This is a genomic window from Pantoea sp. WMus005, assembly GCF_013415305.1.
In the GTDB taxonomy this organism is placed as follows: domain Bacteria; phylum Pseudomonadota; class Gammaproteobacteria; order Enterobacterales; family Enterobacteriaceae; genus Pantoea; species Pantoea rara.
In genome coordinates this window covers 170,470-188,440 of the sequence record NZ_JACBXU010000005.1, presented here as the reverse complement: position 1 = coordinate 188,440, position 17,971 = coordinate 170,470, and the positions used below count along the sequence as shown (strand labels likewise).

The 17,971-nt window shown below is 56.3% G+C and carries 14 protein-coding genes; 8 read left to right on the top strand and 6 right to left on the bottom strand.

Annotation, left to right across the window (positions count from 1 at the left end):
* Positions 1-42: 42 nt before the first annotated feature.
* The gene (gene hslO / locus HZZ01_RS17765; protein WP_179898835.1) at positions 43-909 is read left to right on the top strand and encodes an Hsp33 family molecular chaperone HslO; all 867 of its coding nucleotides are present in this window, start codon (positions 43-45) and stop codon (positions 907-909) included.
* A gap of 369 nt (positions 910-1,278) precedes the next feature.
* Positions 1,279-2,898, top strand: coding sequence for a phosphoenolpyruvate carboxykinase (ATP) (gene pckA, locus HZZ01_RS17760; protein ID WP_179898834.1), 1,620 nt, complete (start codon positions 1,279-1,281; stop codon positions 2,896-2,898).
* A gap of 39 nt (positions 2,899-2,937) precedes the next feature.
* On the opposite strand, the gene envZ is transcribed toward pckA, so the two are convergent.
* Both envZ and ompR read right to left on the bottom strand, forming a co-directional pair.
* Positions 2,938-4,305 carry a two-component system sensor histidine kinase EnvZ gene (envZ, locus tag HZZ01_RS17755; protein WP_179898833.1) on the bottom strand — a complete coding sequence of 456 codons (1,368 nt, stop codon included), beginning with the start codon at positions 4,303-4,305 and terminating at the stop codon, positions 2,938-2,940.
* Complete coding sequence (gene ompR / locus HZZ01_RS17750) at positions 4,302-5,021, bottom strand: two-component system response regulator OmpR (protein ID WP_003853014.1); 720 nt, start codon at positions 5,019-5,021, stop codon at positions 4,302-4,304. The genes envZ and ompR overlap by 4 nt, the downstream gene beginning before the upstream one ends.
* 536 nt (positions 5,022-5,557) lie before the next feature.
* Here ompR and yjbE point away from each other — a divergent pair.
* The 4 genes from yjbE to HZZ01_RS17730 all read left to right on the top strand — a co-directional run bounded on the left by yjbE (position 5,558) and on the right by HZZ01_RS17730 (position 10,708).
* On the top strand, positions 5,558-5,806 hold the full coding sequence (yjbE, locus tag HZZ01_RS17745; RefSeq protein ID WP_086906577.1) for an exopolysaccharide production protein YjbE: 249 nt from the start codon (positions 5,558-5,560) through the stop codon (positions 5,804-5,806).
* Between the two features lie 184 nt (positions 5,807-5,990).
* A complete protein-coding gene (gene greB, locus HZZ01_RS17740; protein ID WP_090966786.1) occupies positions 5,991-6,464 on the top strand; it encodes a transcription elongation factor GreB in 474 nt (157 codons plus the stop codon).
* Positions 6,465-6,567: 103 nt separating this feature from the next.
* Positions 6,568-8,895 (top strand): Tex family protein, encoded by a 2,328-nt coding sequence (locus tag HZZ01_RS17735; protein WP_179898832.1) that lies wholly within the window; start codon positions 6,568-6,570, stop codon positions 8,893-8,895.
* A gap of 127 nt (positions 8,896-9,022) precedes the next feature.
* On the top strand, positions 9,023-10,708 hold the full coding sequence (locus tag HZZ01_RS17730; RefSeq protein WP_179898831.1) for an alpha-amylase family glycosyl hydrolase: 1,686 nt from the start codon (positions 9,023-9,025) through the stop codon (positions 10,706-10,708).
* On the opposite strand, the gene HZZ01_RS17725 is transcribed toward HZZ01_RS17730, so the two are convergent.
* Both HZZ01_RS17725 and bioH read right to left on the bottom strand, forming a co-directional pair.
* Entirely contained in the window at positions 10,709-10,978 is a 270-nt protein-coding gene (locus HZZ01_RS17725; RefSeq protein ID WP_179898830.1) for a YdgH/BhsA/McbA-like domain containing protein, read from the bottom strand. It lies immediately after the preceding gene.
* Between the two features lie 170 nt (positions 10,979-11,148).
* Positions 11,149-11,925 (bottom strand): pimeloyl-ACP methyl ester esterase BioH, encoded by a 777-nt coding sequence (gene bioH, locus HZZ01_RS17720; RefSeq protein WP_179898829.1) that lies wholly within the window; start codon positions 11,923-11,925, stop codon positions 11,149-11,151.
* Between the two features lie 35 nt (positions 11,926-11,960).
* Here bioH and gntX point away from each other — a divergent pair, with 35 nt between their 5' ends.
* Both gntX and nfuA read left to right on the top strand, forming a co-directional pair.
* Positions 11,961-12,641 carry a DNA utilization protein GntX gene (gene gntX, locus HZZ01_RS17715; RefSeq protein WP_179898828.1) on the top strand — a complete coding sequence of 227 codons (681 nt, stop codon included), beginning with the start codon at positions 11,961-11,963 and terminating at the stop codon, positions 12,639-12,641.
* Positions 12,642-12,699: 58 nt separating this feature from the next.
* Positions 12,700-13,275 carry a Fe-S biogenesis protein NfuA gene (gene nfuA / locus HZZ01_RS17710; RefSeq protein WP_010253194.1) on the top strand — a complete coding sequence of 192 codons (576 nt, stop codon included), beginning with the start codon at positions 12,700-12,702 and terminating at the stop codon, positions 13,273-13,275.
* Between the two features lie 46 nt (positions 13,276-13,321).
* Here the strand turns inward: nfuA and malQ are convergent, their stop codons facing one another.
* The gene (gene malQ / locus HZZ01_RS17705; protein ID WP_179898827.1) at positions 13,322-15,403 is read right to left on the bottom strand and encodes a 4-alpha-glucanotransferase; all 2,082 of its coding nucleotides are present in this window, start codon (positions 15,401-15,403) and stop codon (positions 13,322-13,324) included.
* Positions 15,404-15,412: 9 nt separating this feature from the next.
* The gene (malP, locus tag HZZ01_RS17700) at positions 15,413-17,818 is read right to left on the bottom strand and encodes a maltodextrin phosphorylase (RefSeq protein WP_179898826.1); all 2,406 of its coding nucleotides are present in this window, start codon (positions 17,816-17,818) and stop codon (positions 15,413-15,415) included.
* Positions 17,819-17,971 lie beyond the last annotated feature (153 nt).

The window sequence follows — 17,971 nt, the reverse complement described above, 5'->3', positions numbered from 1 at the left end:
TAGCTGACGCGCCATCGCTCCGTTCCAGTGAGAGAAAAAAATATGTCAGTCCCGGATCAACTGCACCGTTATCTGTTTGAAAATGCCGCCGTGCGCGGCGAGCTGGTGAACGTCTCTGACACCTGGCGTGAAACCGTAAAGAACCACGACTATCCGGCACCGGTCAAAACGCTGCTGGGTGAGATGCTGGTCGCGACCAGCCTGCTGACCGCTACGCTTAAGTTTGATGGCGAAATCACCGTGCAGTTGCAGGGTGACGGTCCGCTGTCGCTGGCCGTGATTAACGGTAATAACAGCCAGGAACTGCGCGGCGTGGCGCGTATCAAAGGCGACATCCCGGACGACAGCAGCCTGAAAAGCATGGTCGGCAATGGCTATCTGGTCATCACTATCTCCCCGGAGAAGGGTGAGCGTTATCAGGGTGTGGTCGGACTGGAAGGTGAAACCCTGGCGGAGTGCCTGGAAGATTACTTCATGCGCTCAGAGCAGCTGCCCACGCGTCTGTTTATCCGCACCAGTGACAAAGGCGCCGCCGGTATTCTGCTGCAGGTGCTGCCTGCGCAGGACACAGAGAAAGAGGTCTTCGAACATCTGGCGACACTGACTGAAACCATTAAAACAGAAGAGCTGCTCGATCTGCCTGCCAATGAAGCACTGTGGCGTCTCTATCATCAGGAAGAGGTCACCCTCTACGATCCGCAGCCGGTGATCTACAAATGCACCTGCTCGCGTGAACGCTGTGGCGAAGTGCTGACGACGCTGCCACAGGAAGAAGTGGATGAGATCATCGCGGAAGATGGCAAAATCGACATGCACTGTGACTATTGCGGTTCAAACTACGTGTTTGATGCCGTCGATATCGCGGGTATCCGCAGCCACTCTCTTGAGAATAACGACCGTCTGCACTGATTGATCGGGCGGCTTTTGCCGCCCCTCCTCCTTCCTCCCTTCCTATCCCCATAATTTTCCAGACAAATTATCTTTTTTTACTTTCATAACATCTTTTAAACGTTCGAAACATAGCCTTAACGCGCCCTGAGTCGCATTTTTAGATCACTGCCCTTTTTCCCATAACGCAGAAGAGTAAACTGCGCGCGATCGTGCAAACGCCCGGAAGCCAGAGGCAGATGCCCTGAAAAGTCCGGTTCTCTTTGCAGGCTGTGGTAACGAAGCGCAGTGGACTGTCAGTGATTCGCCGCACCTGATGCAACAGCCGGTTGGCACGATCCCAACCTATCTCTGCTTTGCAGAACAGACACCGATTTAAGGAGCAGTAAAATGCGCGTTAACGGCCTGACCTCGCAAGACCTTGCCGCTTTGGGCATCGTGGATACCACGGAAGTGGTTTACAACCCTGATTACGACACGCTATTTCAGGAAGAGACGCGCCCGGACCTCGAAGGTTTTGCTCGTGGCACCCTGACGCAGAGCGGCGCGATTGCAGTAGACACCGGGATTTTCACCGGACGATCGCCTAAGGATAAGTACATTGTACGTGATGACACCACGCGCGATACCCTGTGGTGGAACGACCAGGGCACCGGCAAAAACGACAATCAGCCTCTGTCTCAGGAAACCTGGAGTGCGCTGAAAAGCTGCGTCACCCGCCAGCTTTCCGGCAAGCGTCTGTTTGTGGTGGATGCGTTCTGCGGTGCAAATGCCGATTCACGTCTGAGCGTACGTTTTGTTACCGAAGTCGCCTGGCAGGCACACTTCGTGAAAAACATGTTCATCCAGCCCACCGACGCTGAACTGGCCGACTTCACGCCCGACTTTGTGGTGATGAACGGGGCCAAATGCACCAATCCTGACTGGCAGGCGCAGGGTCTGCACTCAGAAAACTTTGTCGCCTTCAATCTCACTGAACGTATGCAGCTGATTGGCGGAACCTGGTACGGCGGCGAAATGAAGAAAGGTCTGTTCGCCATTATGAACTACCTGCTGCCGCTGAAAGGCATCGCTTCGATGCACTGTTCTGCTAACGTCGGTAAAGCGGGTGATGTGGCGGTCTTCTTTGGCCTCTCTGGCACCGGTAAAACTACACTCTCCACCGATCCTGACCGCCAGCTGATCGGCGATGATGAACACGGCTGGGACGATGATGGCGTGTTTAACTTCGAAGGCGGCTGCTACGCCAAAACTATCAACCTTTCTGAGCAGGCTGAGCCGGAGATCTACCGCGCCATTCGTCGTAATGCGCTGCTGGAAAACGTGGTGGTGCGCGAAGATGGCAGCGTCGATTACGACGATGGCAGTAAAACGGAAAACACCCGCGTCTCCTATCCAATTAATCACATCGACAATATCGTGCAGCCGGTTTCAAAAGCGGGCCACGCGAAGAAAGTGATTTTCCTGACCGCCGATGCGTTTGGCGTGCTGCCCCCGGTTTCCCGTCTGACACCGGAGCAGACGCAGTATCATTTCCTGTCAGGATTCACCGCCAAGCTGGCCGGTACCGAGCGTGGCGTTACTGCGCCGACGCCGACCTTCTCCGCCTGTTTTGGCGCAGCATTCCTGATGCTGCATCCCACGCAATACGCTGAAGTGCTGGTGAAGCGGATGGAGGCATCCGGTGCGCAGGCTTACCTGGTGAATACCGGCTGGAACGGCAGTGGCAAACGCATCTCTCTGAAAAATACCCGTGCCATCATCAATGCGATTCTGGCGGGGGAACTGGATGATGCACCGACGGAAACATTGCCAATCTTTAATCTGCAGATGCCGGTTGCGCTGGGCGAGCTGGATAGTGACACGCTCGATCCGCGTCGTAGCTGGGAGAGTGAAGAGAAGTGGACCGCGGCCGCCGACGGTCTGGCACAGCGCTTTATTGATAATTTCGATAAGTATACTGATAACGCCGCAGGTGCTGCGCTGGTGAAAGCTGGCCCGCAACGCTAAAAGAACCGGCGCGGCAATAATACTGCCGCGCCGCTTTTATCAGCCAGACACGCTATTGCTGCCGTTGTTATGGCTCAGCGCCATCGTTTCCACTAACGGCAACCAGGCTCGAATACGTAATCCCCCGCGTTCGCTCTCGCCAATCTCCAGCGATCCCTGATGGGCATCAATAATACGCTGAACAATCGCCAGACCGAGGCCAGTACCGCTGGTGCTTCGGGCGCTATCGCCCCGCACAAACGGCTGGAAAAGATGCGCCAGCTGATCCGGCTTGATGCCAGGACCATCATCTTCCACCTGGAACCATGCGCGATGCAGTTCCCGTCCGCTGCTAACCCTGATCCAGCCATTGCCGTATCGCGCGGCGTTGACCACCAGGTTAGCCAGTGCCCGTTTAATCGACAGCGGGTTGATATCCAGCATTAACTCTTCCGGCATCACCGCATTTTCGATTTCACGTTCATAGCCACTTTCAGCCGCCACCACTTCGCCCAGCACGCTGTTAAGATCTGCGCGCTCAGTCTGCATCTCCTGTCCGGTACGCAGATAGTCGATGAACTGTTCAATGATGGCGTTGCACTCTTCGATATCTTTATTAATCGATTCGGCCAGATAGCCATCCTGCTCACTCATCATCTCGGTGGCGAGACGAATGCGGGTCAGCGGCGTTCGCAAATCGTGGCTGACGCCCGCCATTAACAGCGTGCGGTCATCCGCCAGCTGCTTCACGCCGGCGGCCATCTGGTTAAAGGCACGGGTCACCGATCGCACTTCTGACGCGCCATACTCGCGCAGCGGCGGCGGAATAATCCCGCGCCCGACCTGCAGGGCAGCATGCTCCAGATCCACCAGCGGTCGGTTCTGGATACGGATAAACAGCCAGGCTCCGCCAATCGCCAGCAGCATAATCGCCAGGGTATAGCGGAACAGCGGCGAGAAGTCGCCCTGATGAATTTCAGTCAGCGGCACCCGCACCCAGATATCAGGCGATAGCCAGGTTTTCAGCCAGACGACCGGCGAGTTTTTGTTAACCTCAACCCGGACATCGGTTGGCCCGCCAAGCTGCTGACCCATCTGCTCGCTGAGGAATTCATAATGCTGAGCCCAGCGCAATCCGCTCTCCTCTGCTGCTGCATTGGTGTAGAGCGAGATCCCCAGTTCGCGATAGATCTCCCGGCGAAACGCCGGTGGCACTTCCAGCTGCGTGCCATCCTCCAGCTGCAACCGGTCGGTCATCAGCATACGAACTTCGTAAGCGAGCACCTTATTGAACTGTTGCAGGCTGGGAAGAATGGCGAAGTTCAGCACCACCAGATAGGTCGTTACCAGGCTGACGAACAGCAGGGTAACGATCAGCAGCAGGGTGCGGGCAAACGAACTCCGTGGCGAGAAGCGCAGTCGCTTCATGCTTTACTGCCGTCCGGCACAAAGACGTAGCCCAGACCCCAGACGGTCTGAATATAGCGTGGATGCGCAGGATCCTCTTCCACCATGCGACGCAGGCGGGAGATCTGAACGTCAATCGAACGTTCCATGGCACTGTATTCACGGCCACGCGCCAGATTCATCAGCTTGTCACGAGACAGCGGCTCACGCGGATGGCTTACCAGTGCTTTCAGCACGGCAAACTCACCACTGGTCAGCGGCATTGGCTCATCTTCGCGGAACATCTCGCGGGTGCCGAGGTTAAGCTTGAATTTACCGAAGGCGATAATCGCCTCTTCCTGTGAAGGTGCGCCTGGCAGTTCATTGGCCTGACGTCGCAGCACGGCACGGATACGGGCCAGCAGCTCACGCGGGTTAAAGGGTTTGGGAATATAGTCGTCAGCGCCGATCTCCAGCCCCACGATACGATCCACTTCTTCGCCTTTGGCGGTCACCATAATAATCGGCATCGGGTTGCTCTGACTGCGCAGACGACGGCAGATAGAGAGACCATCTTCGCCTGGCAACATCAGGTCGAGCACCATCAGATGAAAGGATTCCCGGGTTAACAGACGATCCATCTGCTCGGCGTTAGCGACACTGCGCACCTGAAAGCCCTGCTCGGTGAGATAGCGTTCAAGCAGTGCACGCAGACGCATATCATCATCGACGACCAGAATTTTGTAGTTCTCTTGCATTTTCAACTCCCAAAGGCGCTATTGCCTGAGCCAACATTGTTAAAAAAAGATGCCTTATAGTGACAGTCATTATTGGTTTATATTCTAGCCAAAATTGTTACAAAGCATATTAAACAGGAGCTTATATTTGATTTAAGGGGATTCCGGGTCAGTTTTAACGTATTTACCCCTGCCCGACCCCTGATACGGCAAATCTGAAAAAACGGCCTGGTTTCTCTGAATCGCTGGCGTTGGAAGTGTGCCATTTTTTAATCAGTGAGGTAATTCAGTGAGTTAGCAGGCAATTTGACTTAATAATCAGCCATCACTGTGGATAAGCTCCAGATAATCTACCTCAACAGCAGCCAGACAGCATAATATTCCAGTAATACTGCATAACACCCCACGCTCCTCTCGGATTAGTTTCAGCGGCGGCACCAGCAAGGCCAGTTGAAATTAAAGTCCTTAAAATCAATCAGTAAAGTCAACTTTTCGCCTTCTCCGTTTTAAACCAGACTGCTCAGGCAACATTCGATGTCTCAACGGGGAAACACACAATGAAAAAAACAATTTTACTGCTGAGCGCGCTGGCATTAAGCAGCGTCAGCCCAGCTTATGCTGCCACAGCCACCGGTGAAGCGGCTGGCGCAGCAGCGACAACAACAGCACAAGGTAACTCTAACGCCATCGGTGTTGGTGCAGTCGCAGCCCTGCTGGGCGTCGCGCTGGCCACCATGGGCGGCGGCGGCGGTGACGGTCACAGCACCGGTACATCGACCACCACGGCGACCCACGCCGGAAAATAAGCTTAAGCATCCTCTGTACCCGCTTCAGATTACTGGCTTTATTTTGAATCACAGCACCAACCCTTTCGCCGCCGGGGAAAGCAACATGGGTTTTTAGCCTTTAAAAACCCTTTCCCCGACTCTTTTTTGCCGCGCCCTCTTTGCCTTACACTGTCGCTCTTTGGATCTCTGTGGCCGGTATAGCATGAAAACCCGACTCATTACCCGCGAAGGCTTTGATAAGCTGAAAGCGGAGCTCGACTATCTATGGCGTGAAGAGCGACCAGAAGTGACAAAAAAAGTCACCTGGGCTGCCAGCCTTGGCGATCGCAGTGAAAATGCCGACTATCAGTACAACAAAAAACGACTGCGTGAAATCGACCGTCGCGTACGCTATCTGACCAAAAGCATCGAACAGCTGCGTATCGTGGATTACTCACCCCAGCAGGATGGCAAAGTTTTCTTTGGTGCCTGGGTGGAAATTGAAAACGATGAGGGCGACCTCAAACGCTTCCGTATTGTGGGCTACGATGAGATTTTTGGCCGCAAAGATTACATCTCCATCGACTCGCCGATGGCGCGGGCGCTGCTCAAAAAAGAGGTTGGCGATGCCGCCACCGTTGAGACGCCACTCGGTCCTGCGCTGTGGTATGTCAATGCAATTGACTACCCGCAATAACGATTCAGATTATCGCTGAAAGCCGCCCGCGTCTCTGGCAATTTTAACCATCAATCCGTATAACTGTCGGCTATTTCTCAACCCGGAAAGCAAGACAGTCCTGATGATGAAAGTTCTGAGCCAGATAATTGCCAGTGAGCTACAGGCGCGACCAGAGCAGGTTGACGCCGCCGTTCGCCTGTTAGATGAAGGGAATACCGTGCCGTTTATCGCACGCTATCGTAAAGAGGTCACCGGCGGGCTGGATGATACCCAACTGCGCCAGCTGGAAACCCGTCTCAGCTATCTGCGTGAACTTGAAGAGCGACGCCAGTCGATTCTGAAGTCGATTGACGATCAGGGTAAACTCACTGACGACCTCGCCCGCGCCATCAACACTACCCTCAGTAAAACCGAGCTTGAAGATCTCTACCTGCCCTACAAACAGAAACGCCGGACGCGTGGACAGATCGCTATTGAAGCTGGTCTGGAACCGCTGGCGGACACGCTCTGGCAGGCGCCGTCACACATTCCTGAGCAGCTTGCTGAGCAGTATGTCGATGCCGACAAAGGCATCGCCGACGTCCGTGCCGCACTGGATGGGGCCCGCTATATTCTGATGGAGCGTTTCGCTGAAGACGCCGCGCTGCTGGCGAAAGTGCGTAACTACCTGTGGAAAAATGCCCATCTGGTGTCACGCGTGGTGGAAGGGAAAGAGGAAGCGGGCGCGAAGTTCCGCGACTACTTCGATCACCACGAGGCCCTGAGCGGCGTGCCGTCGCACCGTGCGCTGGCAATGCTGCGTGGCCGCAACGAAGGCGTACTGCAACTCTCGCTGAATGCCGATCCGCAGTTTGATGAAGCGCCGCGAGAAAGCCACGGCGAAACGCTGATTGCTGAACACCTGAACCTGCGTCTGAACAACGCACCGGCCGACAGCTGGCGTAAAGCGGTAGTGAGCTGGACGTGGCGCATCAAGGTGATGCTGCATCTGGAAACGGAGCTGATGGGCACGGTGCGCGAACGCGCAGAAGATGAAGCCATTAACGTCTTTGCCCGCAACCTGCACGATTTACTGATGGCAGCCCCTGCGGGCATGCGCGCCACCATGGGACTGGATCCCGGCCTGCGCACCGGCGTCAAAGTGGCGGTGGTCGATGCCACCGGTAAAGTCGTGGCGACCGATACCGTCTATCCGCACACCGGTCAGACTGCCAAAGCCGCCGCCGCGGTAGCCGCGCTCTGTATCAGGCATCAGGTTGAGCTGGTGGCGATTGGCAACGGTACGGCTTCACGTGAAACCGAGCGCTTCTTCCTGGATTTGCAGCAGCAGTTCCCGCAGGTTACGGCGCAGAAAGTGATTGTCAGTGAAGCCGGGGCCTCGGTTTACTCGGCCTCTGAACTGGCGGCGCTGGAGTTCCCGGATCTCGATGTTTCGCTGCGTGGCGCGGTGTCGATTGCCCGCCGTCTGCAGGATCCGCTGGCTGAACTGGTGAAAATCGACCCGAAATCAATCGGTGTAGGCCAGTATCAGCATGATGTCAGTCAGAGCCAGCTGGCGAAGAAACTCGATGCCGTAGTGGAAGATTGCGTGAACGCCGTCGGCGTTGACCTCAATACCGCCTCAGTACCGCTGCTGACCCGCGTCGCGGGCCTGACGCGCATGATGGCGCAGAACATTGTCGGCTGGCGTGATGAGAACGGCCGTTTCCAGAACCGCCAGCAGTTGCTAAAAGTAAGCCGTCTTGGGCCAAAAGCCTTTGAACAGTGTGCGGGCTTCCTGCGCATCAACCATGGCGATAATCCGCTGGATGCCTCGACCGTTCACCCGGAAGCCTATCCGGTTGTCGAACGCATTCTGGCCGCCACCGAGCAGGCGCTGAACGATCTGATGGGCAACGCGGGCAGCCTGCGTAATCTCAGCCCGCGTGATTTCATTGATGAACGTTTTGGTCTGCCGACCGTCACCGACATCATGAAAGAGCTGGAGAAACCGGGCCGCGATCCGCGTCCTGAGTTTAAAACTGCACAGTTCGCGGAAGGCGTCGAAACCCTGAACGATTTGACGCCGGGCATGATCCTTGAAGGTGCCGTCACCAACGTCACTAACTTTGGTGCGTTTGTGGATATCGGTGTCCATCAGGATGGCCTGGTGCATATCTCCTCGCTCGCTGATCGCTTCGTGGAAGATCCGCATCAGGTGGTGAAAGCGGGCGATATTGTCAAAGTGAAAGTGATGGAAGTCGATCTCCAGCGCAAACGTATTGCCCTGACTATGCGTCTTGATGAGCAGCCGGGCGAAGGCAATGCACGGGGTGGCGCGAAGAATGCCGCGCCGCGCGAAGAGAAACGTCCGGCTGCCGGTAAAGGCCGTCCGCGTCCGGTCAGTTCATCCGCCGGTAACAGTGCGATGAGTGATGCACTGGCCGCCGCTTTGGGTAAAAAACGCTAAGCTTTTCAGGGGGCCACATCTGGCCCCCTCTTCACGTCTTCCTTCACGGTTGAAAATCCCCATCATCGCGCTACGCTAAAAAGACGCCTGTCATAAAAACAACACCTGCTGTGGCACCCAATTCACGATGGAAACGATCACCGATCTGATTGATAAGATTTATGCTGGCACATTTCCGGAGGCGACCTTTGCGCGCCTGCGGTCTGACATCGCGACCGCCCACGAGGCGATCAAGCTGCCGCGAAAGGCCCACTGGGATGAACAGGATGTGGTGCTGATCACCTATGCCGATCAGTTTCGGGAAGCCGATAAACCCACGCTCAGCACCTTTTCACGCTTCTATCAGCAGCACCTGCAATCCACGTTTCCGCTGGTTCATCTGCTGCCCTTTTTCCCCTGGTCGTCCGACGACGGCTTTTCGGTGATTGATTATCATCAGGTCGATCCCGTGTGCGGCGACTGGCAGGATATTGCGCGCCTGCATCAGGAAACCCGGCTGATGTTCGACTTCGTCTGCAACCATATGTCGGCTAAGAGTGCCTGGTTCAGCCACTTCCTGGCGCAGGATCCCGGCTGGAATGATTTCTTTATCAGCATGCCGCCCGCCACCGATCTCAGCGCCGTCACGCGCCCGCGCACCTCGCCGCTGCTGACGCCGTTTAAAATGGCCGATGGCGATACCCGCTTTATCTGGACCACCTTCAGCGCCGATCAGATTGACCTTAATTTTGCCAATCCTGAGGTGTTGCTGCGCATGGTCAACGTGCTGCTCGACTACCTGATACGCGGCGCCGACTATGTGCGCCTCGATGCGGTTGGCTACATGTGGAAAACGCCCGGCACGCGCTGTATTCATCTGGAAAAAACCCACCAGCTGGTGAAGCTGTTTCGCGCCATTGCCGACCATGTCGCGCCCGGCACGGTGATTATTACCGAGACCAACGTGCCGCATCAGGACAACATCAGCTATCTGGGTAACGGGCACGATGAGGCGCAGATGGTCTATCAGTTTTCTCTGCCACCACTGGTGCTGCATGCTATTCATACCGGATCGGCGCGCGCGCTGCGGCAGTGGGCCAGCTCACTGGATCTCAGCAGTAATGACACCACCTTCTTCAACTTCCTCGCGTCACACGATGGCATTGGGCTTAATCCAGCACGCGGCATTTTGTCTGAAGTGGAGATTGTGGCGCTGGTGCGCGATCTGGCGCTGGAAGGCGCGCTGGTCTCCTATAAAAACAATCCTGACGGCACCACCAGCCCCTATGAAATCAACGTCACCTATCTGGATGCGCTCAACCGTGAAGAGGACGACGACAACACCCGGCTGAAACGCTTTTTACTGGCCCATGCGATTCTGCTGGTCTTTCCTGGCGTGCCTGCCATCTATATCCAGAGCATTCTGGGCGGTCGTAACCATTATGATGGCGTGCGGGCCGCCGGACACAACCGGGCGATTAATCGTCAGAAGTATGATTTACAGCAGATTGAGACGGCACTGGCGGGGGGTGACTGGCTGCGGCAGCAGATTTATACCCGGCTCGGCCAGCTGATCCAGCTGCGTCGTCGCCAGCCGGCCTTCCATCCCGATAATCCGATGACGTTATATGACAGCGAAAACACCGTGCTGGTGCTGAGCCGTCATCAGCCTGAAAGCGGCGAGGGGTTGCTGTGCGTGTTTAATCTGAGTGGTCGGTCGGTGGAAACGCGATTGCCGGTGGCGCATACGTTGCAGGATGTGGTGAGCGGGGAGAAGGTTGATGGCACCCAGCCGGTTAAGCTGGATGCCTGGCAGTTCATGTGGCTACGTTAATTACTTGTAGACTTCAGCCGTAGCGCTGAATTTACCGTGTTCGCGGCCAGCGATCACCCGGTAATATTTACCGCCTTTTTCGTCAGCGAGCTTCGACAGCACTTTTTTAGCATCCATTGGCGAGGTGGTTTCCGCCGTGGTGTTAACGTTGCCGATCTTTTGCAGGTTCATTGTCTTAACTTCTTCCTGGGTGACTTCTTTTGCTGCCATCGCAGAAAATGACATCGCGCCCATCATCATTGAAGCCACAACCCATTTGAAAACCTTCATTATGTTTACCCTCATTCATGATCCATTGTGAGATGTAAGCAGCAGCTAAACGCGTAAGGCAGTATGGAACGGCATAGTCATTTCCGTGACTAATCACATAAAATTGCAGCGGCCTTGCTTACAGAGAGAAGTATTACTGCTGCCTGAGATTTTGCCAACTTAAAGCATGATTATCCCGCTAAATCACTGATGAAATTAACAATATGCTGACAAAAGGTCTCAGGATGGGAAATGAAAGGCGCATGTGCGGCTTTTTCGATAATCACTGACGGTGAGGCTGGCAACATTTCATCTATCTCTGCGGCAATCCGGCGCGGCACCAGTCCATCTAACGCGCCATAGAGTCGCAGGAACGGCAATGTAATCTGTGGTAACGCAGCGCGCAGATCGACCTGACGCAGAATCTCCAGGCCGCCATCGAGTACCGGTACCTCTGGCATCGGTTGTGACAGCACCACCTCTTTCAGCTGCCTCGCATCGGCACGCGCCGTTTCCGTGCCCAGCGTCTGCAGCGCCAGAAAGCGCTCTACCGTGCGCTGAAAGTCGTTGCTGAGCATCTGCTGGAAGTTCTGCAGCGTCTCCGGTTTAATGCCGGGCCAGCGCTCTGTGGCGGTGAAACAGGGTGACGACGCAACAGTAATCAGTGCAGCCAGTTTTTCTGGCGCGGTCAGCGCCAGCTGCGTCGCCACCAGTCCGCCAAGCGACCAGCCTGCAATAATCGCCTGCGGTGGCAACAACGGTCGCACCTGCTCAGCCATCTGCTCCAGCGTCAGCGCGCCAAAATTCTGACTGCGGCCATAACCGGGCAGATCGACCAGATGCAGGCGATAGTGCGGGCTGAGTCGCGGAATAATGCTTTGCCAGACTTCGGCATTCAGTCCCCATCCGTGCAGCAGCACAAGATCGCGTTTTCCTTCTCCGCAGGTGTGCCAGTAGAGCGACGTCATCAGTTACTATCCCGAAAATTGATAAGGAGGTCGCTATGCTAGCAATGCCCGCCCTGTGTTGGCTATGCCAGATGCCCTTGCGGATAGCACGTCATGGCATCTGCAGCTTATGTTTACGCAGATTACCGCCGTTACCATTGCTCTGTCCGCGCTGCGGATTACCGGCAGGTTCAGCAAAAGTCGCCTGTGGCCGCTGCCAGCTTAAACCGCCCGCCTGGCAGGCGCTGGTCTGCGTTAATGACTATTGTCCGCCGTTCAGCCAGTGGGTTAATCAGCTGAAATTTTCTCACATAACCGCACTTAGAGTGATGCTGGCGCGGCTGATTTTGCTAAGCTGGCTTAATGTTTACCGGCACAGCACGGTGCCGCGTCCCGATCTGTTGCTGCCGGTTCCGCTGCATCGGCGACGACGCTGGCAGCGTGGCTTTAATCAGACGGTATTGCTGGCCGCACCGCTGGCACACTGGCTGGGATGTGAATGGCGCGAAGGACTTTCCCGCAAGCGAAGGGGCGCATTACAGCATAAGCTCAGCGCCCGCCAGCGCCGCACCAACTTACAGGGTGCTTTCCGCCTTGAAATGGCGGTGCAGGGACGCCATATCGCCTTGCTGGATGATGTCATTACTACCGGCAGTACCGTAGATGAAATCAGCCGCCTGTTACTGGCGCAGGGTGCCGCCAGCGTGCAGGTCTGGTGCCTGTGCCGTACCTTGTAGAGCGTCATTGATGGGCGTATTATAACCAACTAAATTAGTCAACTATTGAGCAATCGACATGATCCGAATTACTGACTCTGCCCAGGAACATTTTTCTAAACTGCTATCCAAACAAGAAGATGGCACCCAGATTCGCGTATTCGTGATTAACCCGGGTACGCCAACAGCCGAGTGTGGCGTCTCTTACTGTCCGCCCGATGCCGTTGAAGCCACCGATACTGAACTGAAGTTCGAGAAGCTCTCAGCGTATGTTGATGAACTGAGCAAACCTTATCTGGAAGATGCAGAGATCGACTTCGTAACCGACAATCTGGGTTCTCAGCTGACGCTGAAAGCGCCGAATGCCAAAATGCGTAAAGTCTCTGATGATGCGCCAATGGTTGAGCGCGTTGAATATCTGCTTCAGGCGCAGATCAACCCACAGCTGGCGGGCCACGGTGGTCGTGTGTCGCTGATGGAGATCACCGATGAGGGCTACGCCATTCTGCAGTTCGGCGGAGGCTGTAACGGCTGTTCGATGATCGACGTGACTCTGAAAGATGGTATTGAGAAGGAGCTGCTGGCTGCCTTCCCGGAACTGAAAGGCGTACGGGATATTACCGAGCATCAGCGCGGCGAACACTCGTTCTACTGATGATAATGCGCGGCAGTCTGACTGCCGCGCTATTTTATTACCCTGCTTACTTCTCTTTCTTTCCTGACTGACGCTGCTCGCTGACCACCTTCAGCAACGCATTCACTTCCTTGTCCGCAAAGATCTCCTCCAGCGTTTTACTCAGTTTGCGTCGCCAGTTAGGGTACTGATCCACCGTGCCGGGCACGTTAACCGGCGTGGTCATGCCGAGCCAGTCTTCAGGCTGCAGGCCAAGCAACGCACTGTCGGTATCCGCCAGGAAGCGATGGATCGCCCGGTTCAGCGCAGGCGTCATGGTCAGCTTCTCTGCCTTCTTCTGACTGCGTGCCGGTAAGGCACCCGCCTGATGCAGCGCATCCAGCAGCGCCTGCTTTTGTGCGGCGCGCTGCTGATGCAAGGCTTTCACCGCATCGCCCGGATAGAGACCAAGCTTCTTCCCCAGGTCCAGATCACCCTGCTCCCAGAAACCGGTCAGCGTCGGCAGGTCATGAGTACTGGCACTGGCGATAGACTGCCGTGGATAGTCCTGAGGCGCACGATAGCGCTGATCTTTCTCCTGCTCAAACCAGAGTACTTTCCATGAGAAGACGCCGCTTTTGCGCAGCAGGCTGACGATCTCCTGAGGCACAGTGCCAAGGTCTTCGCCAATCACCATGCAGCGCAGACGGTGGCTTTCCAGCGCCAGGATGCCCAGCAGATCGTCCACCGGATAGGCCACATAGGCGCCTTTATCCGCCGTCTCTCCGGCTGGCACCCACCACAGACGCAGCAGCGACATCACATGGTCGATGCGCAACGCGCCGCAGTCGCGCATGTTAGCGCGCAGCATGTCGATAAACGGCTGATAACCACGCGCCTGCATCACATGCGGATCCATCGGCGGCAAGCCCCAGTTCTGTCCCAGCGGACCGAGACGATCAGGTGGCGCACCGACTGAGGCCTTGAGGCGATAAAGTTCCGGATCGTGCCAGGTTTCCGCGCTGCCTTCCGCTACGCCAACCGCCAGATCGCGATAGAGACCCACGCTCATGCCCAGCACCTGACTGTGCGTCCAGCAGCCAGAGAACTGCTGCTGTGCCAGCCATTGCAGCCACTGCCAGAAGGCGATCTCCTCTTCATGCTGCTCACACCACTGCTGCACCTCGGGCAACTGACTGTTGCGCCACGCTTCCGGCCACGCAGGCCAGCCGCCCTGCTGTGTCTTGTCCGCCTGCCGCTCCATCTGGATGCCATCGTAGGCCGCCTGATAACGCAGGCTGTCGCCGCCTTCATGCACAAAGGCCATCCAGGATTGATGCTCTTCGCTCCCACTGTCACGCGCCTGGAAATGGGCCCAGGCGTGCCGCAACGCGGCGAGCTTAAGCGCCATTACGGCCTCGTAGTCAACCCGTTCCGCCTCACGCGCTTTGGTCAGCGCCTTCTGGGTTTTGGCGCTTTTCCACCACTTCTGTGCCGCCGCGCTTTGCTGAAAATCGGTTACCTGACTGACGTCGATATAAATCACGTTCAGCCAGCGGCGCGATGACGGACTGTATGGACTGGCAAAACCGGCGCTGGCGGGATAAAGCGCATGCAGCGGATTCAGTCCGACGAAATCGCCGCCACGCTCAGCCAGTTGCACCAGCAGCTGGTCGAGATCGCCAAAGTCGCCAATACCCCAGTTCTGTTCGGATCGCACGGTGTAGAGCTGCACCAGCGCGCCCCAGCGTTTCTCTCCCGCCTCCAGCGCTGGCGGCAGATAGCAACGGCGCGGCGCGACGATAATCCGCGTCTGCCAGCTCTTTTTCCCTTTGCTGAGCATCAGCTGGTGATAACCCTGCGTCAGCGGGCCAGGCAGCGTAAAAGGCTCCCCGGCGGTTAACTCGCCGCTAAGCGTTTTGCCCTTTTCGGTCTGCAACTGCCAGCTGTAGACGCCGCTGCCCTGTGGCGTCAGCTGCCGCTTGCCACTGCCGGTGAAGACGGCGACCGGCGGCAGCGGTGCTTTTTTGGTGTCCTGCGGATCGTTCATCACCGCCAGCAGCGCGCGTTTGGTCTCATCGCTGATCGCTTCTTTCTCGCCGTTGACGTTGATGTAATCCAGTGAAATTCCTGCGGCACGGGCGGCCTGATCGAGTGTATTTTGCTTCATTGCTGCTCCTTAGCGCGGTGCCTGCCAGATACGTTGCTGATAGTCACGAATGGAACGGTCCGAGCTGAACATGCCGGTTCGGGCCGTATTGAGGATGGCGGCGCGAGTCCAGCCTTCCGGGTCATGCCACAGGGCTTCTACCCGTTGCTGCGCCTCGATATAGGCCTGGAAATCAGCCAGTACCAGCCAGGGATCGCCATGTTTCGTCAGGCTCTCAAGCATCAGATCAAACGCATGTTTATCTCCGTCGCTGAATTTGCCCTTCTCCAGCGATTTCAGTAAATCGTCCAGCGGCTTATTCTGCTTACGCACCTTTTTGGGGTTGTAGCCTTTCGCCTTGAGCGCCTTCACCTCATCCACGGTGTGACCGAAGATAAAGATATTCTCCTCACCCACCTGTTCGGCAATCTCGACATTGGCACCATCCAGCGTGCCGATAGTCAGCGCACCGTTCAGCGCCAGCTTCATGTTGCCGGTACCCGACGCTTCATAACCGGCTGTAGAGATCTGCTCGGAGAGATCGGCTGCCGGGATCATCAGTTCAGCCACGGTGATGCGGTAGTCGGGAATAAACACCACTTTGAGCCTGTCGCCGACCCGAGGATCGTTGTTCACCACCTCCGCAACCTTGTTAATGGCGTAGATAATGTTTTTCGCCAGGTAGTAACCCGGCGCGGCTTTGGCCCCAAACAGGAATACCCGAGGCGTGAAGCTGACATCTTCCGGGTTATTCAGGAGCTTCTGATAGCAGTAAAGGATATGCAGCAGGCTGAGGTGCTGGCGCTTGTACTCATGCAGACGCTTGATCTGCACATCGAACAGTGCCGCCGGATTCACGATGATGCCTGTGTGGCGGGCGATATATTCCGTAAGCTGCAATTTGTTTTGCTGCTTGATGCTGCGATAGCGCTGGCGAAACGCCTGATCGTCGGCACAGGACTCCAGACCGCTTAACGCATCAAGGTTATTGACCCACTCCGTTTTCAGCGTCTCATCAATCAGTTCCGCCAGGGCCGGATTGCACTGTTTCAGCCAGCGACGCGGCGTGATACCGTTGGTGACGTTGTGGAATTTTTGCGGCCAGAGCTGGTGATATTCCGGAAAGAGATCGCTGACAACCAGGCTTGAGTGCAGCGCCGCCACGCCATTGACCGCAAACCCGCTGACCACGCAAAGATTGGCCATTCGCACCTGACCGTCAGCCACCACTGCCAGTTTTTGCCACATCGCTTTGTCATCGGGCCAGTGCTGTTTCACCTGCTTTTTCAGCCGTTGATTGATCTCTTTGATAATCAGCATGTGGCGCGGCAGGAGATTACGCATCAGCTTCTCATCCCAGCGCTCCAGCGCCTCCGGCATCAGCGTGTGGTTGGTGTAAGCAAACAACCGGCTGGTGATCTGCCATGCCTCATCCCAGCTCAGCTGATGCTCATCCAGCAGCACACGCAGCATCTCCGGGATGGCGATGGTCGGATGGGTATCGTTGAGCTGGATCACTTCAAAGTCAGGCAGGCTGTGAATGCTGCGTCCCGCCAGATGGTGACGGCGGAGGATATCAGCCACCGCGCAGGCGCACTGAAAATATTGCTGCATCAGGCGCAGCCGTTTGCCGGCCTGATGGTTGTCATTGGGATAGAGCACCTTAGTGAGTTTTGCCGCCTCAATGCCCGGCTGCTCCGCCTGCAGGAAATTACCCTCGTTAAAGGCCGTAAGATCAAACGGATGCGCACTCACTGCCTGCCACAGGCGCAGCGGCAGTGTCACGCCGTTGTGGTAGCCGGTCACTGGCAAATCCCAGGCCTCGCCACGCAGCGTAAAATCGGGAAGCCAGCGTACACCGCCGTTTTCCCGCTTTTCTACCCGGCCCCCCATTGCGACTTCCACATCCAGCGCCGCATTGTGGCGGAACCACGGATAGCGTTCACGCTGCCAGTCATCGGGCGCTTCGATCTGCTTCCCCTCCCCGAAAGACTGGCGGAACAGGCCATACTGATAATTCAGTCCGTGGCCGGTGGCGGACTGCCCCACCGTTGCCATCGAATCCATGTAGCAGGCGGCGAGTCGTCCCAGCCCGCCGTTGCCGAGTGCCGGGTCGATCTCCTGCTCCAGCAATTCCGTTAAATCAAGCTGCTGCTCAGCCAGCGCTGCTTTAACCTCGTCATACCAGCCCAGATTCAGCAGATTGTTGCCGGTCAGACGACCAATCAGAAACTCCATCGACAGGTAATTTACGTGACGCTGCTGCTTAGCCGGGCGCGGAGCCGGTTGGGTGTCCAGCAGTTCTGCCAGTGCCGCGCTGACCGCCTGCCACGCCTGGTGCGAGGTCATCTGTTGGGCGGCGTTGAGACTCAACTGTTGCCACTGGCGGGTCAGTGCGGCATTAAAACGGGCTTTATTAAATTTTTGCTGCGACATATCACTCCCTTCTGTTACGCAATGAGGTGAAGCAAAAATAGAAAGCGCACGGGCTGACAACCGGGTGCCAGCAACCGTTAAGTTAAGACGCGAGTGGGGGAAAAAGCGACAACAATCAAAGAAAAACGCCAGCCGGGAGGCTGGCGTGGCAGG

Coding starts and splice junctions, on each gene's coding strand:
- hslO (WP_179898835.1), top strand. CDS start 43: ATGTCAGTCCCGGATCAACTGCACCGTTATCTGTTTGAAAATGCCGCC.
- pckA (WP_179898834.1), top strand. CDS start 1,279: ATGCGCGTTAACGGCCTGACCTCGCAAGACCTTGCCGCTTTGGGCATC.
- envZ (WP_179898833.1), bottom strand. CDS start 4,305: ATGAAGCGACTGCGCTTCTCGCCACGGAGTTCGTTTGCCCGCACCCTG.
- ompR (WP_003853014.1), bottom strand. CDS start 5,021: ATGCAAGAGAACTACAAAATTCTGGTCGTCGATGATGATATGCGTCTG.
- yjbE (WP_086906577.1), top strand. CDS start 5,558: ATGAAAAAAACAATTTTACTGCTGAGCGCGCTGGCATTAAGCAGCGTC.
- greB (WP_090966786.1), top strand. CDS start 5,991: ATGAAAACCCGACTCATTACCCGCGAAGGCTTTGATAAGCTGAAAGCG.
- HZZ01_RS17735 (WP_179898832.1), top strand. CDS start 6,568: ATGATGAAAGTTCTGAGCCAGATAATTGCCAGTGAGCTACAGGCGCGA.
- HZZ01_RS17730 (WP_179898831.1), top strand. CDS start 9,023: ATGGAAACGATCACCGATCTGATTGATAAGATTTATGCTGGCACATTT.
- HZZ01_RS17725 (WP_179898830.1), bottom strand. CDS start 10,978: ATGAAGGTTTTCAAATGGGTTGTGGCTTCAATGATGATGGGCGCGATG.
- bioH (WP_179898829.1), bottom strand. CDS start 11,925: ATGACGTCGCTCTACTGGCACACCTGCGGAGAAGGAAAACGCGATCTT.
- gntX (WP_179898828.1), top strand. CDS start 11,961: ATGCTAGCAATGCCCGCCCTGTGTTGGCTATGCCAGATGCCCTTGCGG.
- nfuA (WP_010253194.1), top strand. CDS start 12,700: ATGATCCGAATTACTGACTCTGCCCAGGAACATTTTTCTAAACTGCTA.
- malQ (WP_179898827.1), bottom strand. CDS start 15,403: ATGAAGCAAAATACACTCGATCAGGCCGCCCGTGCCGCAGGAATTTCA.
- malP (WP_179898826.1), bottom strand. CDS start 17,818: ATGTCGCAGCAAAAATTTAATAAAGCCCGTTTTAATGCCGCACTGACC.